Below are 18,335 nucleotides of genomic sequence, written 5' to 3'. Positions count from 1 at the left end.
GACTCCGCTGCTGCCGGAGGACTACCTCGGCCTGGTCGACCCCTGTGGTCCACGGCCGAGCCGCGCGGGCGGATCGAGGCCGTCCGGCACGAGGCCCCCTCCACCGCGACCCTGCTGATCAGGCCGGGCCGTGCGGGGAGCGGCCACCGGCCCGGCCAGTGGGTCAAGGTCGGCGTGGACATCGGCGGCGTCCGGCACTGGCGGACGTTCTCGCTGTCGTCGCCGCCGCGCCGGGACGGCCGCATCGCGGTCACCGTCAAGGCCGCGCGGGACGGGTTCGTCTCGGCCTACCTGGTCAACGAGATCCGTCCCGGAACGGTCGTCCGCCTCTCGCCGCCGGAGGGCGCGTTCACGCTGCCCTCGCCGGTCCCCCGAAGGCTGCTGTTCGTGACGGCCGGCAGCGGGATCACCCCGGTCATGGCGATGCTGCGGCATCTCGGCGGTGCGTCCGACGCGGTGCTCGTCCACTCGGACCGGACGGCCGGGGACGTCGTCTTCGGCGAGGAGCTCCGCCGGATGCAGGGGGTGCGGCTGCACGAGCGGCACACGACTCCGGACGGGCGCCTGAAACCGTCCGAGATACCCGGCATCTGCCCCGACTGGGCGGAGCGCGAGGCGTGGGCGTGCGGGCCGGGAGCGATGCTCGACGAGCTCGCCGGGCACTGGCGGGCCGCCGGCGTCGGGGAGAGGCTGCGCGTCGAGCGCTTCCGCACCGTGCTCTCCGGCGGCGGGGGCGAGGGCGGGCGCGTCACGTTCACCAGGAGCGGCGTCGCGGCCGACGCGGACGGGGGCACGCCCCTCCTGGCGGCGGGCGAGGGCGCCGGCGCGCTGCTGCCGAGCGGGTGCCGGATGGGCATCTGCCGCGGCTGCGTCGGGCGGCTGCCGTCCGGCAGGGTCCGCGACCTGCGCACCGGCGAGGTGCACGGCGACGAGGGCGAGATCGTCCAGACCTGCGTCTCGGCGGCCGCCGGGCCCGTGGAGATCGAACTGTGAGGGGAGCGGCATGACCGACCATCTGACGGCCGAGGACCACGAGACCATCGCCGCCGAGCTGGACGCGCTGCGCGAGGAGATCATGTCCGGTCTCGGCGAGCGCGACGCGTCCTACATCCGGCGGGTGATCCGCTGGCAGCGGGGGCTGGAGATCGGCGGCCGGGCGCTGCTGCTGGCCTCCGCGCTGCCGCCCGCCTGGATCGCCGGGACCGCGACGCTGGCCGCCGCGAAGATCCTGGAGAACATGGAGATCGGGCACAACGTCATGCACGGCCAGTGGGACTGGATGCGCGACCCGAAGATCCATTCCACGACCTGGGAGTGGGACAACGTCTCGCCGGCCGAGCAGTGGAAGCACTCGCACAACTTCGTCCACCACACGTTCACGAACGTGCTCGGCAAGGACAACGACGTCGGCTACGGCATCCTGCGCGTCGCCCCGGAGCAGGAGTGGTCCCCGGCGCACCTCGCGCAGCCGCTCTCCAACCTGCTGCTGGCGATGTTCTTCGAGTACGGGGTGGCGCTGCACGACCTGGAGATCGACAAGATCCGGCACGGGACGGCCGACGAGGCGGTGACCAGGGAGAAGCTGCGCGCGATCGGCCGCAAGGTCCGGCGGCAGTGGGGCAAGGACTACCTGGCGTTCCCGCTGCTCAGCGGCCCGCAGTTCCTGTCCACGCTGGCCGCGAACGCCACCGCGAACGTGGTCCGCAACGTCTGGGCCCACATGATCATTTTCTGTGGTCACTTCCCCGGCGACGTGGAGGTGTTCGGGGAGGAGCGGCTGGACGGCGAGTCGAGGGGCGAGTGGTACGTCCGGCAGGTGCGCGGCTCGGCGAACATCACCGGCGGCGAGCTGTTCCACCTGATGACGGGCAACCTCGGCCACCAGATCGAGCACCACCTGTTTCCGGACATGCCGAGCAACCGGTACGGCGAGATCGCCCCGCGCGTCCGCGCGCTGTGCGACAAGTACGACATCCCGTACCACACGGGCACGCTGTCGAAGCAGGTCACGGGCACCTGGAAGAAGATCCTCCGCTATGCGCTGCCCGGCGGGAGGCCGGCGGAGCCGGAGGCCGGCTGAGGTCAGCCGAGGGCCTGCGCCACGGGCAGGTGGAGGCGGGACGGGTCGTTCGCGATGGGCGCGCCGCACTCCATGACCGTGGTGGTGAACGCGGGCTCCAGGCCGTGCCGCCGCGCCCAGTCGACCAGTTCCGGATGCCGGTGGTCGATGTCCAGGCGGATCGGCCCCGCCGGGACGATCTCCTCGACGAGCGCGAGCGCGGTCTCGGCGTCCTGCGCGGTGACCGGGCCGACGACGGCCCTGCCGTCGTTCCGCCACACGCCCCCGAACCCCTTGATGCCGGACTCGTCCCGGACGACATGGAACGTCTCGCAGAACGACGGCAGCCCGTCGACCAGCCGTGAACGGTCGGCGCCGAAGACCTCGGTGTCGAGTGCGTGGACGGCGGGCATGTCCTCCGCCTCCGCGGGCACGGACACGCCCCGCCCTGACGGCCCCTCGCCCGTGCCCGTGTACGTCGTGCAGAGCCCGACGGAGCGGTACCCCAGACGCTCGTACACAGGCCGCCCATATTCGGTGGCCGTCAGGCAGAAGCTCTTCGTCTCGGTGTTGTCCATCGCGTGCCGCATGACGCGCCCGCCCAGGCCGCGCCGTTCGCAGCGTTTCGCCACCAGCACCATGCTGATGGCCGCGACGTCCGTGCCGTAGGGGGTCGAAACCGCCACCGCGGCGAGTTCGCCCTCCTCGTCCTCGATGCCGTAGACGTCGCCGAGCGAGAACAGGAACCGCCACTTGCGGTCTTCACGCCCCCAGTCGCGGTCTTCGGCGAGCCGCTGGCAGGCGGCCAGGTCGTCGATCCCGAGCCGCCGTGCGGGCCTGTTCCAGTCCATGGGAGGGGACGCTAGATCGGCCGCCGCGGACCGCACAAGCCGATTACGCGTCATTACCCCTCAGGTCATCGCCTCCACGACCTCCCCGGCGAGATCGTCTGGGTGCGGACAACGACGACCTGAGGAGAAACATGCCGCACACGGCGACTCCAGTGGCGGGACGGCACCCGCGCGAGGCCGCGCCCTCGGCCGCCGCGTCCCTCGGCGCCCTGCTCGTCCTGCTGACCGGCGTCTTCATCACCACGCTCGACTTCTTCATCGTGAACGTGGCGATCCCCGACATCCAGACCGACCTGGGCGCCGGAGCGACCGCGATCCAGTGGGTCGTCGCCGGTTTCGGGCTGGCGCTCGGCAGCGGGCTGATCACCGGCGGCCGCCTCGGCGACCTGGCCGGACGCCGCCGGATGTACGTGATCGGCCTCGCGGCGTTCACGGCCGCCTCGCTCGCGTGCGGGCTCGCCCCGGGCCCCGGCGCGCTGATCGGCGCCAGGGTCGTGCAGGGGGTCGCGGCCGCGCTCCTGATGCCGCAGGTTCTCGGGATCATCAACGGCGCGTTCACCGGGGAGGCGCGCGCCAAGGCGTTCACCGCCTACGGCCTCGCCCTCGGCCTGGGCGGCGTGTTCGGGCAGCTCATCGGGGGCGCGCTGATCCAGGCGAACCTGTTCGGCACCGGATGGCGCAGCATCTTCCTGATCAACGTCCCGGTCGGGATCGTGACGCTGGCGCTCGTCCGCCGGACCGTCCCGGCCCAGCCGCGCACCGCCGGAACCCGTCTGGACGTCACCGGAACGGTCCTGGTCACCCTCGGCCTCATCGCGCTCGTCCTGCCCCTGATCGAGGGGCGCCGCCTGGGCTGGCCCGCCTGGACGTGGGCGTCGCTCGCCGCGTCGGCCGCCCTGCTCGCCGCGTTCGCCCTCTCCCAGCGCCGCAGCGGCGCGCCGCTCGTCGCGCCCGCCCTCTTCCGCGAGCCCGTGTTCCGCGCCGGCAGCGGCCTGGCGCTCGTCTACACCCTGGCGATGGCGTCCTTCTTCCTGTACCTCGCCCTGTACCTCCAGCAGGGGCGCGGTCTCAGCGCCCTGGAGTCGGGCCTGCTCTTCGCGGCCCTGGGCGCCGGCTACTTCGCCGCGTCCACCCGCGCCACGGCCGTCGCCGCCCGTCTGGGACGCCAGGTCCTCGCCTTGGGCGCCGCGGTCCAGGCGGCCGGCTGCGTCCTCCTGCTCGCCGCGATCGGGCACGCCATCGGCTGGCTCATCCCGGGCCTGGCCCTCGTCGGGGCGGGCATGGGGTTCGTCCTGGCCCCGCTGTCGGCGCTCGTCCTGTCCGGCGTGACCGACCGGAACGGCGCCTCGGCCGCAGGCGTCCTGTCCACCGCCCAGCAGGTCGGCAACGCCCTCGGCGTCGCGCTCGTCGGGATCGTCTTCTACGGCGCGCCGGGCGAGGTCGCGGACGCCTTCCGGGCGTCGCTCTTCCCGGTCATGGCCTTCTGCGGCGTGACCGCGGCCCTCGCCCAGCTCCTCCCCAGGCGCTAGTAGACGCCGGCGCCGAAGGCGCTGAGCACCGGGGAGATCGGCTGGAAGAAGGACGAGCCGCCGCCGGCGCAGTCCCCGATCCCGCCGACGCCCAGCCCGACGGCGGTGCTGCCCGAGAAGTACGGGGCCCCGGGAGTCTCCCCGGGCTCCGTGCATATGGTCGTCCTTGCCAGACCGGTGATCGTCCCCTGGGGGAAGTTCACGGTCACGTTGACGGCCGTCACGCTGCCGCAGCGCACGCCCGTGGTGGGCCCGCTGCGGCAGACGCGCTGGCCGACGACCGGCGGGCCCGCCGTCGTGATGTCCTGCGAGCCGGGGTAGAGGTGGACGCTGCCGGGCCGCTCCACGGAAGGCTCCACGTACCGGACGAGCGCGACGGCGAGGTTCGTGACGGAGACGACCGTCCCGAGCTGGACGGTCAGTCCCGGATCGGCGTAGATGTCGAGGCCGACCTGGGCGCAACCGCCCGCGGTGAGGAAGTGGTAGGCGCCGTTCTGCCGCACGTTGAACCCCAGGGTGCAGCGCACGCCGTTGGACCCGTAGATCGCCTGGCCCCCTTCCGCTCCCGGCGCCGCGACGGGACGGGCGCCGCTCGGCGAAGCGGACGCGCCGGGGCTGACGGCGGCCAGGACGGCGACGATGCCCGCGAGCAAGGTCGCGACGCGCAGTCTCACGGAATACCTCCTGCGGGGAATGGCGGCTTGCCGGAATGGTGCGTAAGGCCGAGGGCCCCGGCAAGGGGGCGAAGGTGCCAAGGTTGCCCGCGCCCCTCTGGCAACATCACGACGACGCCCCGCGAAGAGCCTGGTCAGCGGTGAGTACGGAAGGCCGCGCCGGCTAGGTACGGGAGCTCATCCGCCGCGTTTTCCCGCGGCGCAGGATGGGGCGACCGTTTCGGGATGGAGACCGCATGAGAATTCGTTTGCCGAAAACCGGCGCCGTGGCCCTGCTCGCCCTCGCGGGCTGCGGGGTGCCGGCCGTCGAGGCGGCGCCGTGGAGCCCGGGGACCGGCGGCGCCCGGTGGCGGGTGGAGGTCGCGGACGCGTCGCTGCGCGTCGACCCCCAGATCGTCGCGGTGGGGCCGAAGGACGTGTGGGCGTTCGGCGGGCGCGGCCCGGACGACACGGTGTGGCGGCCGACGGCCAGGCACTGGGACGGCCGCGACTGGAGCGGGGTCGCGCTTCCGGGCGGACGGATCGGCGCGGTCAAGGCGGCGGGGGCGTCCGCGGCGGACGATGTCTGGGCGGTCGCCCTCGGCGGGTCGGACTCGACCGTCCTCCACTGGGACGGCGGGCGCTGGACGATCGACCGCCGTCTCCCGGGATTCACCGTCACGGCGATGGACGTGTTCTCTCCGCGCGACGTCCGGGTCTACGGCACGGGGGCGCGCGCCGCCGGAACGGCCTGGACCCGTTCGGCGAGCGGATGGTCGCAGACCGGCCTGCCGTTCCGGATCGCCCGGACCAGCGCCCGCTCCGCCCAGGACATCTGGGCCCTCACCTTCGGGAACAGGCTGTACCACCAGGACGGCTCCGGCTGGAGGCACGTCCCGCTGGACGGCGTCCTGCCGTCCGGGAGGAGAAGCGGTTTCGAGGACACGAAGTACCAGCTCGGCACGATCACCGCCACGTCCTCCGGCGTCTGGATCACGGCCGAGGGCGCCGGAGGCATCCCGTCCAGCGAAATGGACGGGACCCGTACCGAACCGCTTGGCCCGGACGACCTCCGCCTGTCGTCCCTCCTCCTGCACGGCGACGCCGACGGACGCCGCTGGACCTCCGAGAGCCTCATGGAGAAGACGGGACGGCTCAGCCCGTCGGTCGCCCCGATCATCGACGCGGACGGCGGCATCTGGCTCATCGGCTCGACCGACGTCAACGCCGAGGAGTCGGCCCTCGCCCACCGGACCCCGAAGGGCACCTGGACCAGCAGGGGGATCCGGGCGTCCGGCCTCAGCTACTTCGAGGCCCGCGCCATCGCCCGCATCCCCGGCAGCACCCGGATCCTCGCGGCGGGCATGACCGACGGGAAAGGCGCGATCCTCTCCACTCCCTAGCCCTCAGCTCGGGTCGGCGGTGGGGTTGTAGTGGGCGTCGTGCTGCTGGCGGGGGGGAGCAGACCGAGGCCGAGGGGCAGGAGCAGCGGCGGAAGCCGACCTTCACGGTCACGCGGTCGCCGGGGACGTCGTAGCCGATGACCTGGCCCTCGCCCTCCGGGGTGCTGACGCGCGACCCGAGACGCGGCGCCTTCTCCTTGAACTCCATGTAGAGGGGGTGCTCGCGCCGCAGGCCATCGATGCGCGCCGATCAGCCCAGGATGCGGGCTGGGTCGCTGCCAGGGGCGAAGCCGGCCAGAGCACTCGGCTCCCGCTCGCTTGCCATGTCCTCCGCCCAGCCGACGGCATGCGCCACGACGTAGTCCTGGTCGTTCCCCGTTTCAAGAATCAGGCAGTGGGCTTCGACACCGGGCTCAACGTCGCTGCTCTCCGCGTAAATCCGCCTGGCTTCCTCTTGTCCGGCGCATCGAATGACGAGGCCGTGCCTGTACTCGGTCCTGACCTTCATGGCCAGGACCGGCTTGAAGACCACATCTATCCGTGACGACCTGACCCCGTCCCGCCAGGTCGTCCGCGTGCGCAGCAACAACTGACCGTGGCTGACGGTGTACGCCCACACCGTGAACGACCTGTCCGAGCGAAACAACTCGCTCCCAGGGACGAACTGGCCGCTCTCATGCAGCCAAACCCGCGCGCTCATGCGTGGATCCTGCCACGCACGCCGCCTGTCCAGCTCGATCAGGTGCCGTCGGCAGGGGCGTTGTAGTGGGCGTCGTGTTGCTTGCGGGCGGAGTACGGGCCGGGTCGCTTCCAGAGGCGAAGCCGGTTGGAGCACTCGGCGCCCGCTCGTGCGTGTTCGCGGATCTGCTGGACGGTCATCGGCAGTACCCACACAAAGCAGACCGACGGCCCCAGGTCGTCATGAATTGTCGGGAGAGATCCATGACCACCATCACCCCGCAGGCCCCCAACAGTGCCACCGAATGGCTCCGGATCAACGACGTCAAGGGCACGAGCGAAGAAGAGGTGGCGCGCAAGGCGCTTCGCCTGGCACGTCAGTTCTTCGGCCCCGGCGTCGAGATCGAGGTCGCGGGCAACCACTGGTCCGAAAGCCTGGGCGGCACGGAGACGGTGTACGTCAAAGCGACCCTGCCCATGCCCTCACGGGTCGGCGAGCGCACTGGCACATCGTTCGAGCTCAGGCTCAACGACCTTACGGGGAACACCCTGCGGCAACTGAAGCGCAAGGCGGCTCACCTGGCACATCAGTGCTTCGGCCCTGACGCCTCGTTCCAGATCAACTTCACGAACGGCCTGGAGAGCACTCCCGAGCGCCTCGGCACCACGGACCGCTACTGGACGACGTCCGTGGTCGTCCTGGCGGTCGTGCCCATGTCCCGGCGGGTCAGCGGGCCGGCCGGCACGCCGGTCGAGCTCACGCTCCGCGACGTCACGGGGAACAGCATGCGGCAGGTGGAGCGCAAGGCGCTTCAACTGGCGCGTCGGTGCTTCGGCTCTGGCGCCGTGCTCCAGGTCGGTTTCGACCACCCTTGGGGGTGGGCCACCAGGGGCCTGGAGAACAACCCGCCCGAACGCCTGGGCACCACGGACCGCTTCTGGGCGGAATCCGTGTACGTCCGGGCGATCGTGCCCGTGTCCCCGCGGACCGGCGAGCGAACCCGCACGCCGGGCCGGGTCGGGCTCACCGACATCACGGGGACCAGCTTGCCGCAGATGGAGCGCAAGGCGCTTCAACTGGCGCGTCAACGGCGCCCTCTCGCCGGCCCCGACGCCGAGTTCCGCGTGAACTGGGCCTCGATGATCACGGGCCTGGAGGGCACCTCGCAGACGCCTCCGGGTGCCGAGCCGCGATTCCTGGCAAGGCACGTGGAGGTCGAAGTGATCTGACCCCAGGGGCGCCGCGCATGCGACGTCCTCGGTCACGGGTGGCCCTTCCGAACGTCGGGAGGGCCATCTGTTTTCGAAGCGCGAGCCCTGCCGACCCGACTCCGCCTGCATCACGCCAGGCCCAGCGTTCGCAGCCAGCAGTAGCCCATTCACGCTCGGCCACCGAAACAACGAGTTCCGAGTCGAAGTCGCCCTCATCTCCGCTTGCGAGCGAGCGGGTCGCCCCTGCTGGAACGGGGGCCGACCCCACGCGATTCTAGCTGCGCTCGCTGTCGTCCGAGGGGGTGTAGCGGGCTTCGTGTTGTTGGCGGGGGGAGCAGACTGAGGCTGAGGGGCAGGAGCAGCGGCCTCCGCTGTTGAGGCGGACCGTGACCTTGTCTGAGGGGACGTTGCGGCCCACGACCTGGCCTGGGCCGTTCGGGGTGTCCACGCGCGATCCCAGCTTCGGCATGCTGTCGTGCGCCTTGACATACAACGGGTGCTCGAACCACACCGCCCAACTGCCGGCTCCGCGGCCGGTCGCGAGTCCTTGGCCGGCATGCAGCCTCTTCGGATTGTTCCGCCCCAGGCAAGCCGAACACAATCAGCAGCTGAGCCCTCTCACATATGTAATGGCCTCAACAAGAGCGTCAGGAGACGTGATGCCAACTGCCGTGAGGAGGTCCGTAGCTGTCGCGTATACCATTACCGACGAGATGAGCTGCCGAGCGCGGACCTCGTCAGTTGTTCTGGCGAGGGCTTCGATGGCATATGCAGCCGCCGGAGGGTTGACAATGGATCCAACGACAGCTTCAGCGCGCTCAACTTGTCCAGCTTCAACCAAGGCGTCCACCACTCTGCTCAACGCCGAAGCCTGACTCTGGGGGCTGGTGATAGTGCGGGCGACGGCTTCAGCCCGTCCCAGACTCCCAATTCGCACCAGCGCGTCGACCACGCTGCTCAACGCATAGGCCCGATCCTGGGGGTCAGTGATAGCGCGGGCAACGTTCTCGGCTTCGGTAGCCAACTCAGCAGCCCGCTCAACCTGACCCGCCTTCACCAACGCGTGGACCACAAGGCTCAGCGCATTTGCCTGGTTCTGGAGGTCGGTGATGGTGCGGGCGACAACTTCAGCCCGCTCTAGACTCTCCATGCTCGCCAGCGCCCAGACAACGTTATTCAGCGCGGACCCCTGACTTCGGGGGTCGGCGATAGTGCGGGCAAGGGCCTCGGCTTCGGTAGCCAACTCACCAGCCCGCTCAACTCCACCCACCTTCACCAAAGCGCCGGCCACTCTGCTCATGCCAAACACCTGGTGCAGCAGATCGTTTATGGCGCGGGCAACGTTCTCCGCTTCGGTAACCAACTCAGCAGCCCGCCCAACCCCACCCACCTCCACCAACGCCTCGACAACACTGCTCAGCGCGTCTGCCCGGTGCTGGGGGCTAGTGATGGTCCGGGCGACAACTTCAGCCCGCTCTAGACTCCCCATGCTCACCAATGCGTCGACCACGCTGCTCAGCGCATACACCTGACTCTGGGGGTCGGCTATGGTGCGGGCAACGTTCTCCGCTTCGGTAGCCAACTCAGCAGCCCGCTCAGTCCGACCCGCCTTCACCAACGCGTCGACCAGATTGCACAGCGCATAGGTATGGCTCTGGGAGTCGGTGATGGTGCGGGCAACGGTCTCGGCTTCGGTAGCCAACTCAGCAGCCCGCTCAACCCCACCCACCTCCACCACCGCGCGGGCCACTCTGCTCAGCGCGTAGGCCTGGTGCTTGGGGGTGGTGACGATGCGGGCGACGGCTTCAGCCCGTTCGAGATTCCCAATCCTCACCAGCGCGTCGACCACGCTGCCCAACGCATAGGCCTGACTCAAGAGATCGGGAACGGAGTGGGCGACGTTCTCGGCTTCGGTAGCCAACTCAGCAGCCCGCTCAACCTGACCCGCCTTAGCCAACGCCTCGACAACACTGCTCAGTGCGTCCGCCTGGCTTCGAGGGTCGGTGATGGTCCGGGCGACGACTTCAGCCCGTCCTAGGCTCCCCATGCTCACCTGCACCCAAACAATGTTCCTCAGTGCGTACGCCTGGTTTTGGGGGTCGGTGATAGTGCGGGCGACGTTCTCCGCTTCGGCAACCAACTCAGCAGCCCGCTCAACCCCACCCACCTCCATCAACGCGCGGACCACTCTGCCCAGCGCGTAAACCTGGTTTCGGAGGTCGGTTATAGTGCGGGCAACGGTCTCGGCTTCGGTAGCCAACTCAGCAGCCCGCTCAACCCCACCCACCTTCACCAACGCCTCGACAACACTGCTCAGCGCATTGGCCTGACCCTGGGGGTCGTTGACGGTGCGGGCAACGGTCTCAGCTTCGGTAACCAGCTCAGCGGCCCGCTCAACCCGACCCGCCTTAGCCAACGCCTCGACAACACTGCTCAGCGCGTCCGCCTGGTTGCGGGGGTCGGTGATGGTGCGGGCGACGGTTTCAGCTTGTTCTAGCCTCCCGAGGCTCACCAGCGCGTCGACCACGACGCTCAGTGCATAGGCTTGACTCAAAAGATCGGGAACGGAGTGGGCGACGTTCTCGGCTTCAGTGGCCAACTCAGAAGCCCGCTCAACCCGACCCGCTTTAGCCAACACCTTGACAAGATTACTCAGAGCCGCTACTTGGTTCTGAGGATCGCCGAGAGAACGGGCCAATGCGAGGGCACGGTTGAGATTTCCCAGACGTGCCCAGGCAGCCGGAAGTCCTACGGGGATGTTGCTATTGCGCTGGATAAGGCGTTGCCGGGTCAAAGCAACTTGGAGTGCCGAGGCCAAGTGAGGGCTAGGCTGGTCACGAATGTACTCCAGAACGGCGACAACGTCAGCTATTGCCGCGCCATCACCTTTGCTGACATCCAGCATACGGTCCAAACGTTCTTGATCGGCGATCAGTGTTCGCATGCGCGGCAGATCGCCGATCTTGTGAAGCAGTTGAAGGTAGCCGCGGAGTAAATATTCCGGCGTCCCTTCGGGCCAACCGGAATTTCGATAATGCTCCGCCCAGGCATGGATCCGCTCCCGCCATGCTTGAGTCTCCACTTGGCGGAGGGATCGCAGAACACTCTGCACGAGTTCCTCATGAGCCAGCACAAGGAGTTCCTCGCCATCGTCAGCCCACTGCGGGGCACGACAAGTGAATGATCGGCCCGTGACCGCATGAAGGATCCGTTCCACCTCCCCCAAGGGCTCACCTGTCAATTCCGCCAAGTCCCGGCCCGATAGGCCACCTCCTGCCGTTACCAGCAACCCAAGCAGGTCACGGCCTACCCCGCCGCCGTCCAAGAGGTCTGACAACTCGCGCTCGGCTGCGGCTCGAAACGCCACCGCCCAATCAGAAGTCCGCAACGGACGGACAATTCCCTGGTCGCGCAGCGGATGCCAGTCCGGCACGTCCCCCGGTACTGGCGGGTTCGGACGGCCTGACACCACGACGCGCACCCCTTCAGGAGGCCGCCCGGGCAACAAAGCGGCGATGCTGTGAGCATCCCTGCTACGTCGCACACCCCGGTCCTCGTCCAATCCATCGACCACGAGCACCAGTCGGCATCCGTCAGCCGCGCACTTGCCCGCAGCCTCCTCCAGCAGTTGCAAGAACCACTGCTGGCTATTCGACTCAGTCAACACATCCGGCAGCGCTTGGCCCGTCAACTCCGCCAATTGCTCCAACACTGCAGCCAAAAATGCGGTCCGATCGCTCTGGCCCGCAAGGCGTGCAGTGATGAAAAACGACACCACACGGACCCCCGCCGGCGGATTCTGCACAAAAGACGCCAGCAACGCCGACTTGCCGGCCCATGCCGGAGCTTGCCACCACACATATCCAGATCCTTCCGAGCATGCGCAGAACTCTGCCAGCTCTTCAAGTTCCGCTCGGCGATCCTTCAGTTCACCGGAGAAAATCTGCTCAACCTGCCGCGCATATGCCGAGCGAAAAGGACCCGTCGCTCGCATTCCGTAATAATTGTTCTGGATGCCAGTATTCACATTCGCGCCATCACCACCCGACGCGCTCCCCGACCGGCGAACCCAACCCCACCAGGGTCGCCTCGTCAACGCGACTCCACCCCGCTATTGGCATCCCCGCCCTCAGCATCGCCCGTGCGATCCACCCGGACGCCATCCGGTACCGAACCACCCGCCGAGAGTCCTGTGTTCGCCCTTCCCCCATGCCCCGCCGTCGCCTTCCCCGTCCGAGACACACGCACACCTGAGCGGCCTCCCCCGACCACCGGCCAGGCCGCCCACACCGCCACCCCTACCGCAGCAACCCCCGCCAAGGCCGAGGCACTAGTCGCAATCTTGTTGGCGTCGTCCCATTTCAAAACCAGGAACAAGACTGCCAACACCGCTACCACGACACCCGTCGCAATCAGTGCGACCCGCCCACCATGCATTCCGCCATCTTCCCTCAAGATCACCAAATGTTACCGAGAGCTAGAAGATAAGATCCAACTAGGTCAACGGCCTCAGCAATTACAAGAAGCCATCCCTGCCGGACAGTCGTCGCTTGGAATCCTCCTATGAGATCTGTCCAGGTTGCTCGGCATTTGGGCCCGGCGATCGCCGTTGCCTGGCTGAAGTCAGCTCAGGGCTTGGGGCGATCGGTGACCGGGGGTTCACCGTGCGCAGCCAGATCGTCTTCGCGCTCTCCACTGGTCGCTTCGACGAGTAGCAGAGAGTTCACGTAGCGGTCTCGTCGGGAGTGGGGGTGTAGCGGGCTTCGTGTTGTTGGCGGGGGGAGCAGACTGAGGCTGAGGGGCAGGAGCAGCGGCCTCCGCTGTTGAGGCGGACCGTGACCTTGTCTGAGGGGACGTTGCGGCCCACGACCTGGCCTGGGCCGTTCGGGGTGTCCACGCGCGATCCCAGCTTCGGCATGCTGTCGTGCGCCTTGACATACAACGGGTGCTCGTACTTGAGGCAGCACATCAGGCGGCCGCAGGCGCCGGCTATGCGGAGGGGGTTGACCGGGAGGTCCTGTTCCTTCGCCATGCGGACGGAGACGGGCTCGAAGTCCTTGAGGAAGGTGGCGCAGCACAGGTCGCGGCCGCAGGGGCCGATGCCGCCCTGGAGGCGGGCCTCGTCGCGGGGGCCGACCTGGCGCAGTTCGACGCGGGCCTTGATGCCGCGGGCCAGGTCGCGGACGAGGGCGCGGAAGTCGACGCGGTGCGGGGCGGTGAAGTAGATCTTGAAGACGTTGTCGGCGTCGAGGTAGTCGACGCCGATGACCTTCATCGGGAGGTCGTGCTTGCGGATGAGGCGCTTGGCGATGGACCGGCCCTCGGCGCGGCGGCGGCGGTTGGCCTCGTCGCGGGCGAGGTGCTCGTCGGTGGCGGGGCCCGCGCACTCGGGGAGGCCGTCGACGTCCTCGGAGACCCACTGCGGCGCCCACACGCACTCGGCGACCTCGGGGCCGGAGTCGGTGGGGACGAGGACCTTGTCACCGACCTTGGGGCTGTGCGAGCCCGGATCGAGGTAGAACAGGCGGCCGTAACGGGTGAAGCTGACGGCCATCATCATGCCCACGTTTCGCTCCGTTCGCCCAGTTTTGTGCGACCCACTCTAGGTCTCACCAGGCGGCGTCGGCGAGATCCCCTGCCGGGACGGCCGGGACGCCCTGCGCGTACAGGTCGCCGGCGGTCGCGATGAAGCCGTTGCCGGTGTGGGCCATGTCCAGGGCGGTGGGGACGCCCTTCACCTTCTGCGTCCACAGGGTCTTGGCGGGGCTCCCCTGCAGCGTGAAGGTCTGGAGGGTCAGTTCGGAGTTCTTCGCTATGGCCGCGACAAGGGACGTGCCGTCCGGGCTCATGACGGCGTTGGAGCTGCCCCTGGGCAGCCGCATGACGGCCTTGCTGGCCTTGAGGTCGCCCGCGGCGCCGCTGATGTCGAGGGCGCGGACCTGGTGCCTCGCCAAGCCGACCGGGCTCCAGACGAAGGACAGCGTGGTGCCGGACCAGGAGAGGCTTCCGACGCGGGCGCGCAGCCTGGTCGTCCACACCTTGTGGACACCGGTCTCCGGGGTGACGACGTCCACGCGGGCGCTCGCGCCCTTGTAGGTGACGTAGGCGAGCTGTGCGCCGTCCGGGCTCGCGGCGAGGTCCGACCACACGGCGGAGACGCCGGGGACGGTGGCCTTGGGAAGGGGCCTGAGATCCTTGGGGCGTCCGTCCTCCAGGCGGAAGCGCTGGAAGGTGACGTCGCGGGCCCCGGGGGACGCGACGATGTACGAGCCGTCCTTCAGCGCGGCGACGCGGTGGAAGCGGCGGCCCTGCGGGGCGGCGACGGGCAGCCCCACGTTCGCGCCGGTGCGCACGTCCCGGACGAGGAGGGAGGTGCCCTTCTCGGTGACGCCGACGACGAACGGCGGTCCGGTCTTCTCGGCCTTCGCGGCGGGCTTGGCCTCGTGCTCCTTGTCGGCGGCGCGCTGGTGGCGGTGCACCACGTCCACGCCTCCTCCGATGAGCAGCGCGGCGGTCGCGGCCGCGCAGAGGGGGACGAGCCCCTTCCACGAGCCGAGACGGGTAGCCGGGTCCTCGCGCCTGCCGTCGTCCATGGGGTTCTCTACCTGACCTTCCTGCCGGATCGCCCGTCGTTTCTACCGCATCTGGATCGCGACAAAAACCCATGAACGCGGAGTTACCAAGTCGTGAGCCGCGTCAGCCGAGGGACGCGCGGGCCGCCTCGGCCAGGGACGCCCGGTACGACCCGCCGAACAGCGCCACGTGGACGAGCAGCGGGTGCAGCTGGTGGAGCGGGACGCGGTAACGCCATCCGTCCGCCAGGGGCGCCGCCTCATCGTAGGCGGCGAGCACGGTGTCGAGGTGCGGTGTTCCGAACAGCGCCATCATCGCGAGGTCGGTCTCGCGGTGCCCGCCGTGCGCGGCCGGGTCGATCAGCAGCGCCCGCCCGTCCGTCCACAGGACGTTCCCCGACCACAGGTCGCCGTGGATGCGGGACGGCGGCTCCGGCGGTCCGGCGAGCGTCCCGATGTCCGCCATGACGCGCTCCACCAGGCGGACGTCGCCGGACGAGAGGTGCCCGGCCCCGAGGCGCAGGAACGGTTCGAGGCGGCGTTCGGCGTACCAGGCGGGCCAGGGGCGGTCGTCCGGGGTGTTGTCCAAGGGGAGGTCGGCGATGAAGCCGTCCCAGGGCGCGCCGTAGGCGTCCGGGCGGTTCCCGGTGTGCAGGGCGGCCAGTTCCCGTCCGAGGCGTTCGGCCGCCTCGCGGGACGGCGGGGCCGAGCGCAGCCACGGCAGGACGAGCATGCGGTCGTCCGCCGCGACGACCTCGGGGACGGGGGTCCCGGGGCCCGCCTCCCCCAGCCAGCGCAGCCCGGCCGCCTCCGCGGCGAACACGCCCGCCTGGTCCGGCGCCGCCTTCGCGAACACCTGGCGGCCATCGGCCAGGGAGGCCCTGTGCAGCGTCCAGGAATGGCCGGACCCGAGGTCGTGCAGCGTCTCGACGCCGGTTCCGAGCAGCCGCTCCAGCCGCGGCCGCTCAGCCGTCATCGAGCACCGAGCGGATCTCCTTCAGCAGGCCGGGCATCGCCGCCTCCACCTGCCGCAGAACGAGGTCGAAGTCGTCGCGTCCGCCGTAGTAGGGGTCGGGGACGTCGAGGTCGCCGCCCGCGTCCGGGTCGAACTCGCGCAGCCGCCAGATGCTCCCGCGCGCCTGCCAGTTCGGCGCCATCGAGCGCAGCGCCTTCTCGTGGCCCGCGTCCATCGCGATGATCATGTCGTAGCCGTTGAACCAGGCGGCGTCGAACTGCCGCGCGATGTGCGCCGACCGGTAGCCGGCGCGCTCCAGCGCCGCGACCGTCCGCTCGTCGGCGCCGTCGCCGACGTGCCAGCCGCCGGTGCCCGAGCTGTCCACCTCGACGTCCAGGCCCTCCTGCTCGACGTGGTGGCGCAGGATCCATTCGGCCATCGGGGAGCGGCAGATGTTGCCCGTGCAGACGAAGGTGACTCTGAGCGGCATCCCCCCATCATGCACGAGGGGCCCGCGACCGCGGGAGGCGGGAAAGAACGCGACCCCCGACGGGAGCCGGGGGTCGCGTCCTGGGGTGGTCCGGGCGGGTCAGCGCGAGACGGCGTTCAGCGCGTCCACGATGCCGCTGCCGAAGAACCCGTTCTGGCCCTTCGAGCCTTCACAGGTCTGGGTGGAGGTGTGCTTCACCCACTGGCCGTTCGACTGGGTGTACCAGACGTACTCGGCCGTCCGCGGGCTCGGGCAGTCCTTGGGGGTCGCGGTGCCGCGCAGCACCCGCTCGACCAGGCGCGGGTCGAGGGTCAGGCCGCCGCTGCGGTCCCGGTGCCCGTACTTGCTGACGATGAGCGCCGCGACGCCGACCGCGTGCGGGGACGCCATCGAGGTGCCCTGCAGCGACTGGTAGTAGGCGCACTTGTCGCCCTTGCAGCTGCGGATGATGTACGACACCTTCGGCGTGCCGTCGGCGTTCAGCTCGCCGCGCTCCTTCGCGAGCCGCTCGGGGTAGGCCGCCCAGATGCCGCCCTTGTCGTCGGGACGCTGGCCGGCGTTGTCGACCTTGTCGCCGCCGGGCGCCGCCACCGCGACGTAGCCGTTGCCGAAGCTGCTGTAGTAGGACTTGCGGCCGCTCGGGCCGGTGGCCGAGATCGGGATGACGTTGTCGCCCTCGGACGGCATCGACACGCAGCTCGCCGGGACGGTGCGGTCGTGCGGCTCCTCGCCCGGCGTGGACGGGAAGTCGGGGCTGCTGTCGTCGGTGTTCGTCTTGGTGTAGTCGACGAGGTCGTTGCCGGCGGCCGAGATCAGCGTGACGCCGCGGTCGTGCGCGAAGTCGAGGGCGCGCTGCGCCGCCTTGATGATGGTCCGCTGCTCCAGCTGGTCCTCGGGGCTGTCGGCGGGGTTGTTCCCGCAGTTCCACAGCCACGGGTCGATGTAGTACGACATGTTGACGACGTCGATGCCGTTCTTGGCCGCGTAGGTCAGGCCGTCGACGGTCGGCTGGAGGAAGAAGTAGCCGGAGTCCTGGCCGACGCGCAGGTTCACGATCGACACGTTCGGCGCGACGCCCGCCATGCCGAGGCCGTTGCGGGGCGAGGCGATCGTGGACGCGACGTGGGTGCCGTGGTCGTTGTCGTCCCAGTCATTGGGGTCGACGCACGACGCGAACTCGCAGGGCCCGTCGACCTCGTTGCCGTTGGCGTCGGTCGGGATGTCGCGGGTGAAGTTGCGGCTGAGCTTGCGGTTGAAGTTCGGCGCGATGTCCGGGTGGTCGCCGTCCACACCGGTGTCGAGGACGCCGACCAGCACGCGCCGGTCACCCGGCTCCTTCTTGTAGGAGCCGTCCGCCGTGGCGCGCATCTGCTTCATGTCCCACTGGAGGTCCGCCAGGGGCTCGGTGTCCTTGGACGGCTTGCCCGCGGGGGCGGCCTTGTTCTGGGCGCCGTGGACGGCCCCGGTCAGCTTCTCGACCTTCGCGGCCTTCTTCTTGGCCTTGGGCGCCTCGCCGATGACCCGGTTGTGCGCGACGCCGTCCAGCGCCCGCTGGTTCGTTACGGCGTGGATGAACTCGGGGTTCTGGGACGTGACGGTCGCGACGCCCACGTCGCGGTTCTCGTGCACGATCTTGCCGCCGGCCGCCGCGACGGCCCGGTGAGCCTGTCCGAGGGACGCGCCCTCCTTGTAGAGGACGACGTACTCCGAGGCCTCGCCCTTCGCCTGTGCCGGGCCCGGAGCTGCGGATGCTGGGAACGCGAGGGCCGTCACGGTGGTGACGGCGCACGCGGCGGAAATCAAGGCTCGCCGCAAGGCAGACCTCCTGGCTGTGGGGGTTAACCAACCGGATTTCGGTCGATCAGCCAGCGAACGTTACGGGGGCGCTCATTGAGAGTCGCGTACGGAAATGTAACGAATGGGGACAAGTTGT

At 69.5% G+C, this 18,335-nt stretch carries 15 protein-coding genes; 5 read left to right on the top strand and 10 right to left on the bottom strand.

Features of this window, described 5'->3' with window-relative positions:
- Positions 1–174 precede the first annotated feature (174 nt).
- The gene (locus ACQEU6_RS32515; protein WP_499336966.1) at positions 175–993 is read left to right on the top strand and encodes a flavin reductase family protein; all 819 of its coding nucleotides are present in this window, start codon (positions 175–177) and stop codon (positions 991–993) included.
- A 10-nt stretch (positions 994–1,003) separates the two neighbouring features.
- Positions 1,004–2,080 (top strand): fatty acid desaturase family protein, encoded by a 1,077-nt coding sequence (locus ACQEU6_RS32510; RefSeq protein ID WP_499336964.1) that lies wholly within the window; start codon positions 1,004–1,006, stop codon positions 2,078–2,080.
- A gap of 2 nt (positions 2,081–2,082) precedes the next feature.
- Here ACQEU6_RS32510 and ACQEU6_RS32505 read toward each other — a convergent pair whose 3' ends face one another.
- Complete coding sequence (locus ACQEU6_RS32505; protein WP_499336962.1) at positions 2,083–2,910, bottom strand: GNAT family N-acetyltransferase; 828 nt, start codon at positions 2,908–2,910, stop codon at positions 2,083–2,085.
- A gap of 131 nt (positions 2,911–3,041) precedes the next feature.
- Here ACQEU6_RS32505 and ACQEU6_RS32500 point away from each other — a divergent pair, with 131 nt between their 5' ends.
- Entirely contained in the window at positions 3,042–4,439 is a 1,398-nt protein-coding gene (locus ACQEU6_RS32500; protein ID WP_499336960.1) for an MFS transporter, read from the top strand.
- Here the strand turns inward: ACQEU6_RS32500 and ACQEU6_RS32495 are convergent.
- The gene (locus tag ACQEU6_RS32495; RefSeq protein ID WP_499336958.1) at positions 4,436–5,113 is read right to left on the bottom strand and encodes a S1 family peptidase; all 678 of its coding nucleotides are present in this window, start codon (positions 5,111–5,113) and stop codon (positions 4,436–4,438) included. The two genes, ACQEU6_RS32500 and ACQEU6_RS32495, sit on opposite strands and share 4 nt — an antisense overlap.
- A gap of 236 nt (positions 5,114–5,349) precedes the next feature.
- Here ACQEU6_RS32495 and ACQEU6_RS32490 point away from each other — a divergent pair, with 236 nt between their 5' ends.
- Entirely contained in the window at positions 5,350–6,495 is a 1,146-nt protein-coding gene (locus ACQEU6_RS32490; protein WP_499336956.1) for a hypothetical protein, read from the top strand.
- A gap of 250 nt (positions 6,496–6,745) precedes the next feature.
- Here ACQEU6_RS32490 and ACQEU6_RS32485 read toward each other — a convergent pair whose 3' ends face one another.
- Both ACQEU6_RS32485 and ACQEU6_RS32480 read right to left on the bottom strand, forming a co-directional pair.
- A complete protein-coding gene (locus tag ACQEU6_RS32485; RefSeq protein ID WP_499336954.1) occupies positions 6,746–7,195 on the bottom strand; it encodes a hypothetical protein in 450 nt (149 codons plus the stop codon).
- Between the two features lie 38 nt (positions 7,196–7,233).
- Entirely contained in the window at positions 7,234–7,374 is a 141-nt protein-coding gene (locus ACQEU6_RS32480) for a hypothetical protein (RefSeq protein WP_499336952.1), read from the bottom strand.
- A 63-nt stretch (positions 7,375–7,437) separates the two neighbouring features.
- Between ACQEU6_RS32480 and ACQEU6_RS32475 the strand changes: the two genes are divergently transcribed.
- Positions 7,438–8,403, top strand: coding sequence for a hypothetical protein (locus ACQEU6_RS32475; RefSeq protein WP_499336950.1), 966 nt, complete (start codon positions 7,438–7,440; stop codon positions 8,401–8,403).
- 583 nt (positions 8,404–8,986) lie between these two features.
- On the opposite strand, the gene ACQEU6_RS32470 is transcribed toward ACQEU6_RS32475, so the two are convergent.
- From ACQEU6_RS32470 to ACQEU6_RS32445, 6 genes are all read right to left on the bottom strand, one after another.
- A complete protein-coding gene (locus tag ACQEU6_RS32470; RefSeq protein ID WP_499336948.1) occupies positions 8,987–12,412 on the bottom strand; it encodes a P-loop domain-containing protein in 3,426 nt (1,141 codons plus the stop codon).
- 696 nt (positions 12,413–13,108) lie between these two features.
- The gene (locus ACQEU6_RS32465; protein ID WP_499340412.1) at positions 13,109–13,945 is read right to left on the bottom strand and encodes a PSP1 domain-containing protein; all 837 of its coding nucleotides are present in this window, start codon (positions 13,943–13,945) and stop codon (positions 13,109–13,111) included.
- A 49-nt stretch (positions 13,946–13,994) separates the two neighbouring features.
- The gene (locus ACQEU6_RS32460; RefSeq protein WP_499336947.1) at positions 13,995–14,978 is read right to left on the bottom strand and encodes a TolB-like translocation protein; all 984 of its coding nucleotides are present in this window, start codon (positions 14,976–14,978) and stop codon (positions 13,995–13,997) included.
- A 103-nt stretch (positions 14,979–15,081) separates the two neighbouring features.
- The gene (locus ACQEU6_RS32455; protein ID WP_499336945.1) at positions 15,082–15,933 is read right to left on the bottom strand and encodes a fructosamine kinase family protein; all 852 of its coding nucleotides are present in this window, start codon (positions 15,931–15,933) and stop codon (positions 15,082–15,084) included.
- Positions 15,923–16,402: a low molecular weight protein-tyrosine-phosphatase gene (locus ACQEU6_RS32450; protein WP_499336943.1), complete on the bottom strand. Its 480-nt coding sequence runs from the start codon at positions 16,400–16,402 to the stop codon at positions 15,923–15,925. Before ACQEU6_RS32450 ends, ACQEU6_RS32455 begins: the two co-directional genes overlap by 11 nt.
- 99 nt (positions 16,403–16,501) lie before the next feature.
- Positions 16,502–18,217 carry a S8 family peptidase gene (locus tag ACQEU6_RS32445; RefSeq protein WP_499336941.1) on the bottom strand — a complete coding sequence of 572 codons (1,716 nt, stop codon included), beginning with the start codon at positions 18,215–18,217 and terminating at the stop codon, positions 16,502–16,504.
- Between the last annotated feature and the right edge of the window lie 118 nt (positions 18,218–18,335).

The organism is Spirillospora sp. CA-108201, assembly GCF_050936235.1.
Classification (GTDB): Bacteria; Actinomycetota; Actinomycetes; order Streptosporangiales; family Streptosporangiaceae; genus Spirillospora.
Note: the sequence above shows the minus strand (reverse complement) of the source record. Positions and strands in the feature narration are given on the sequence as shown.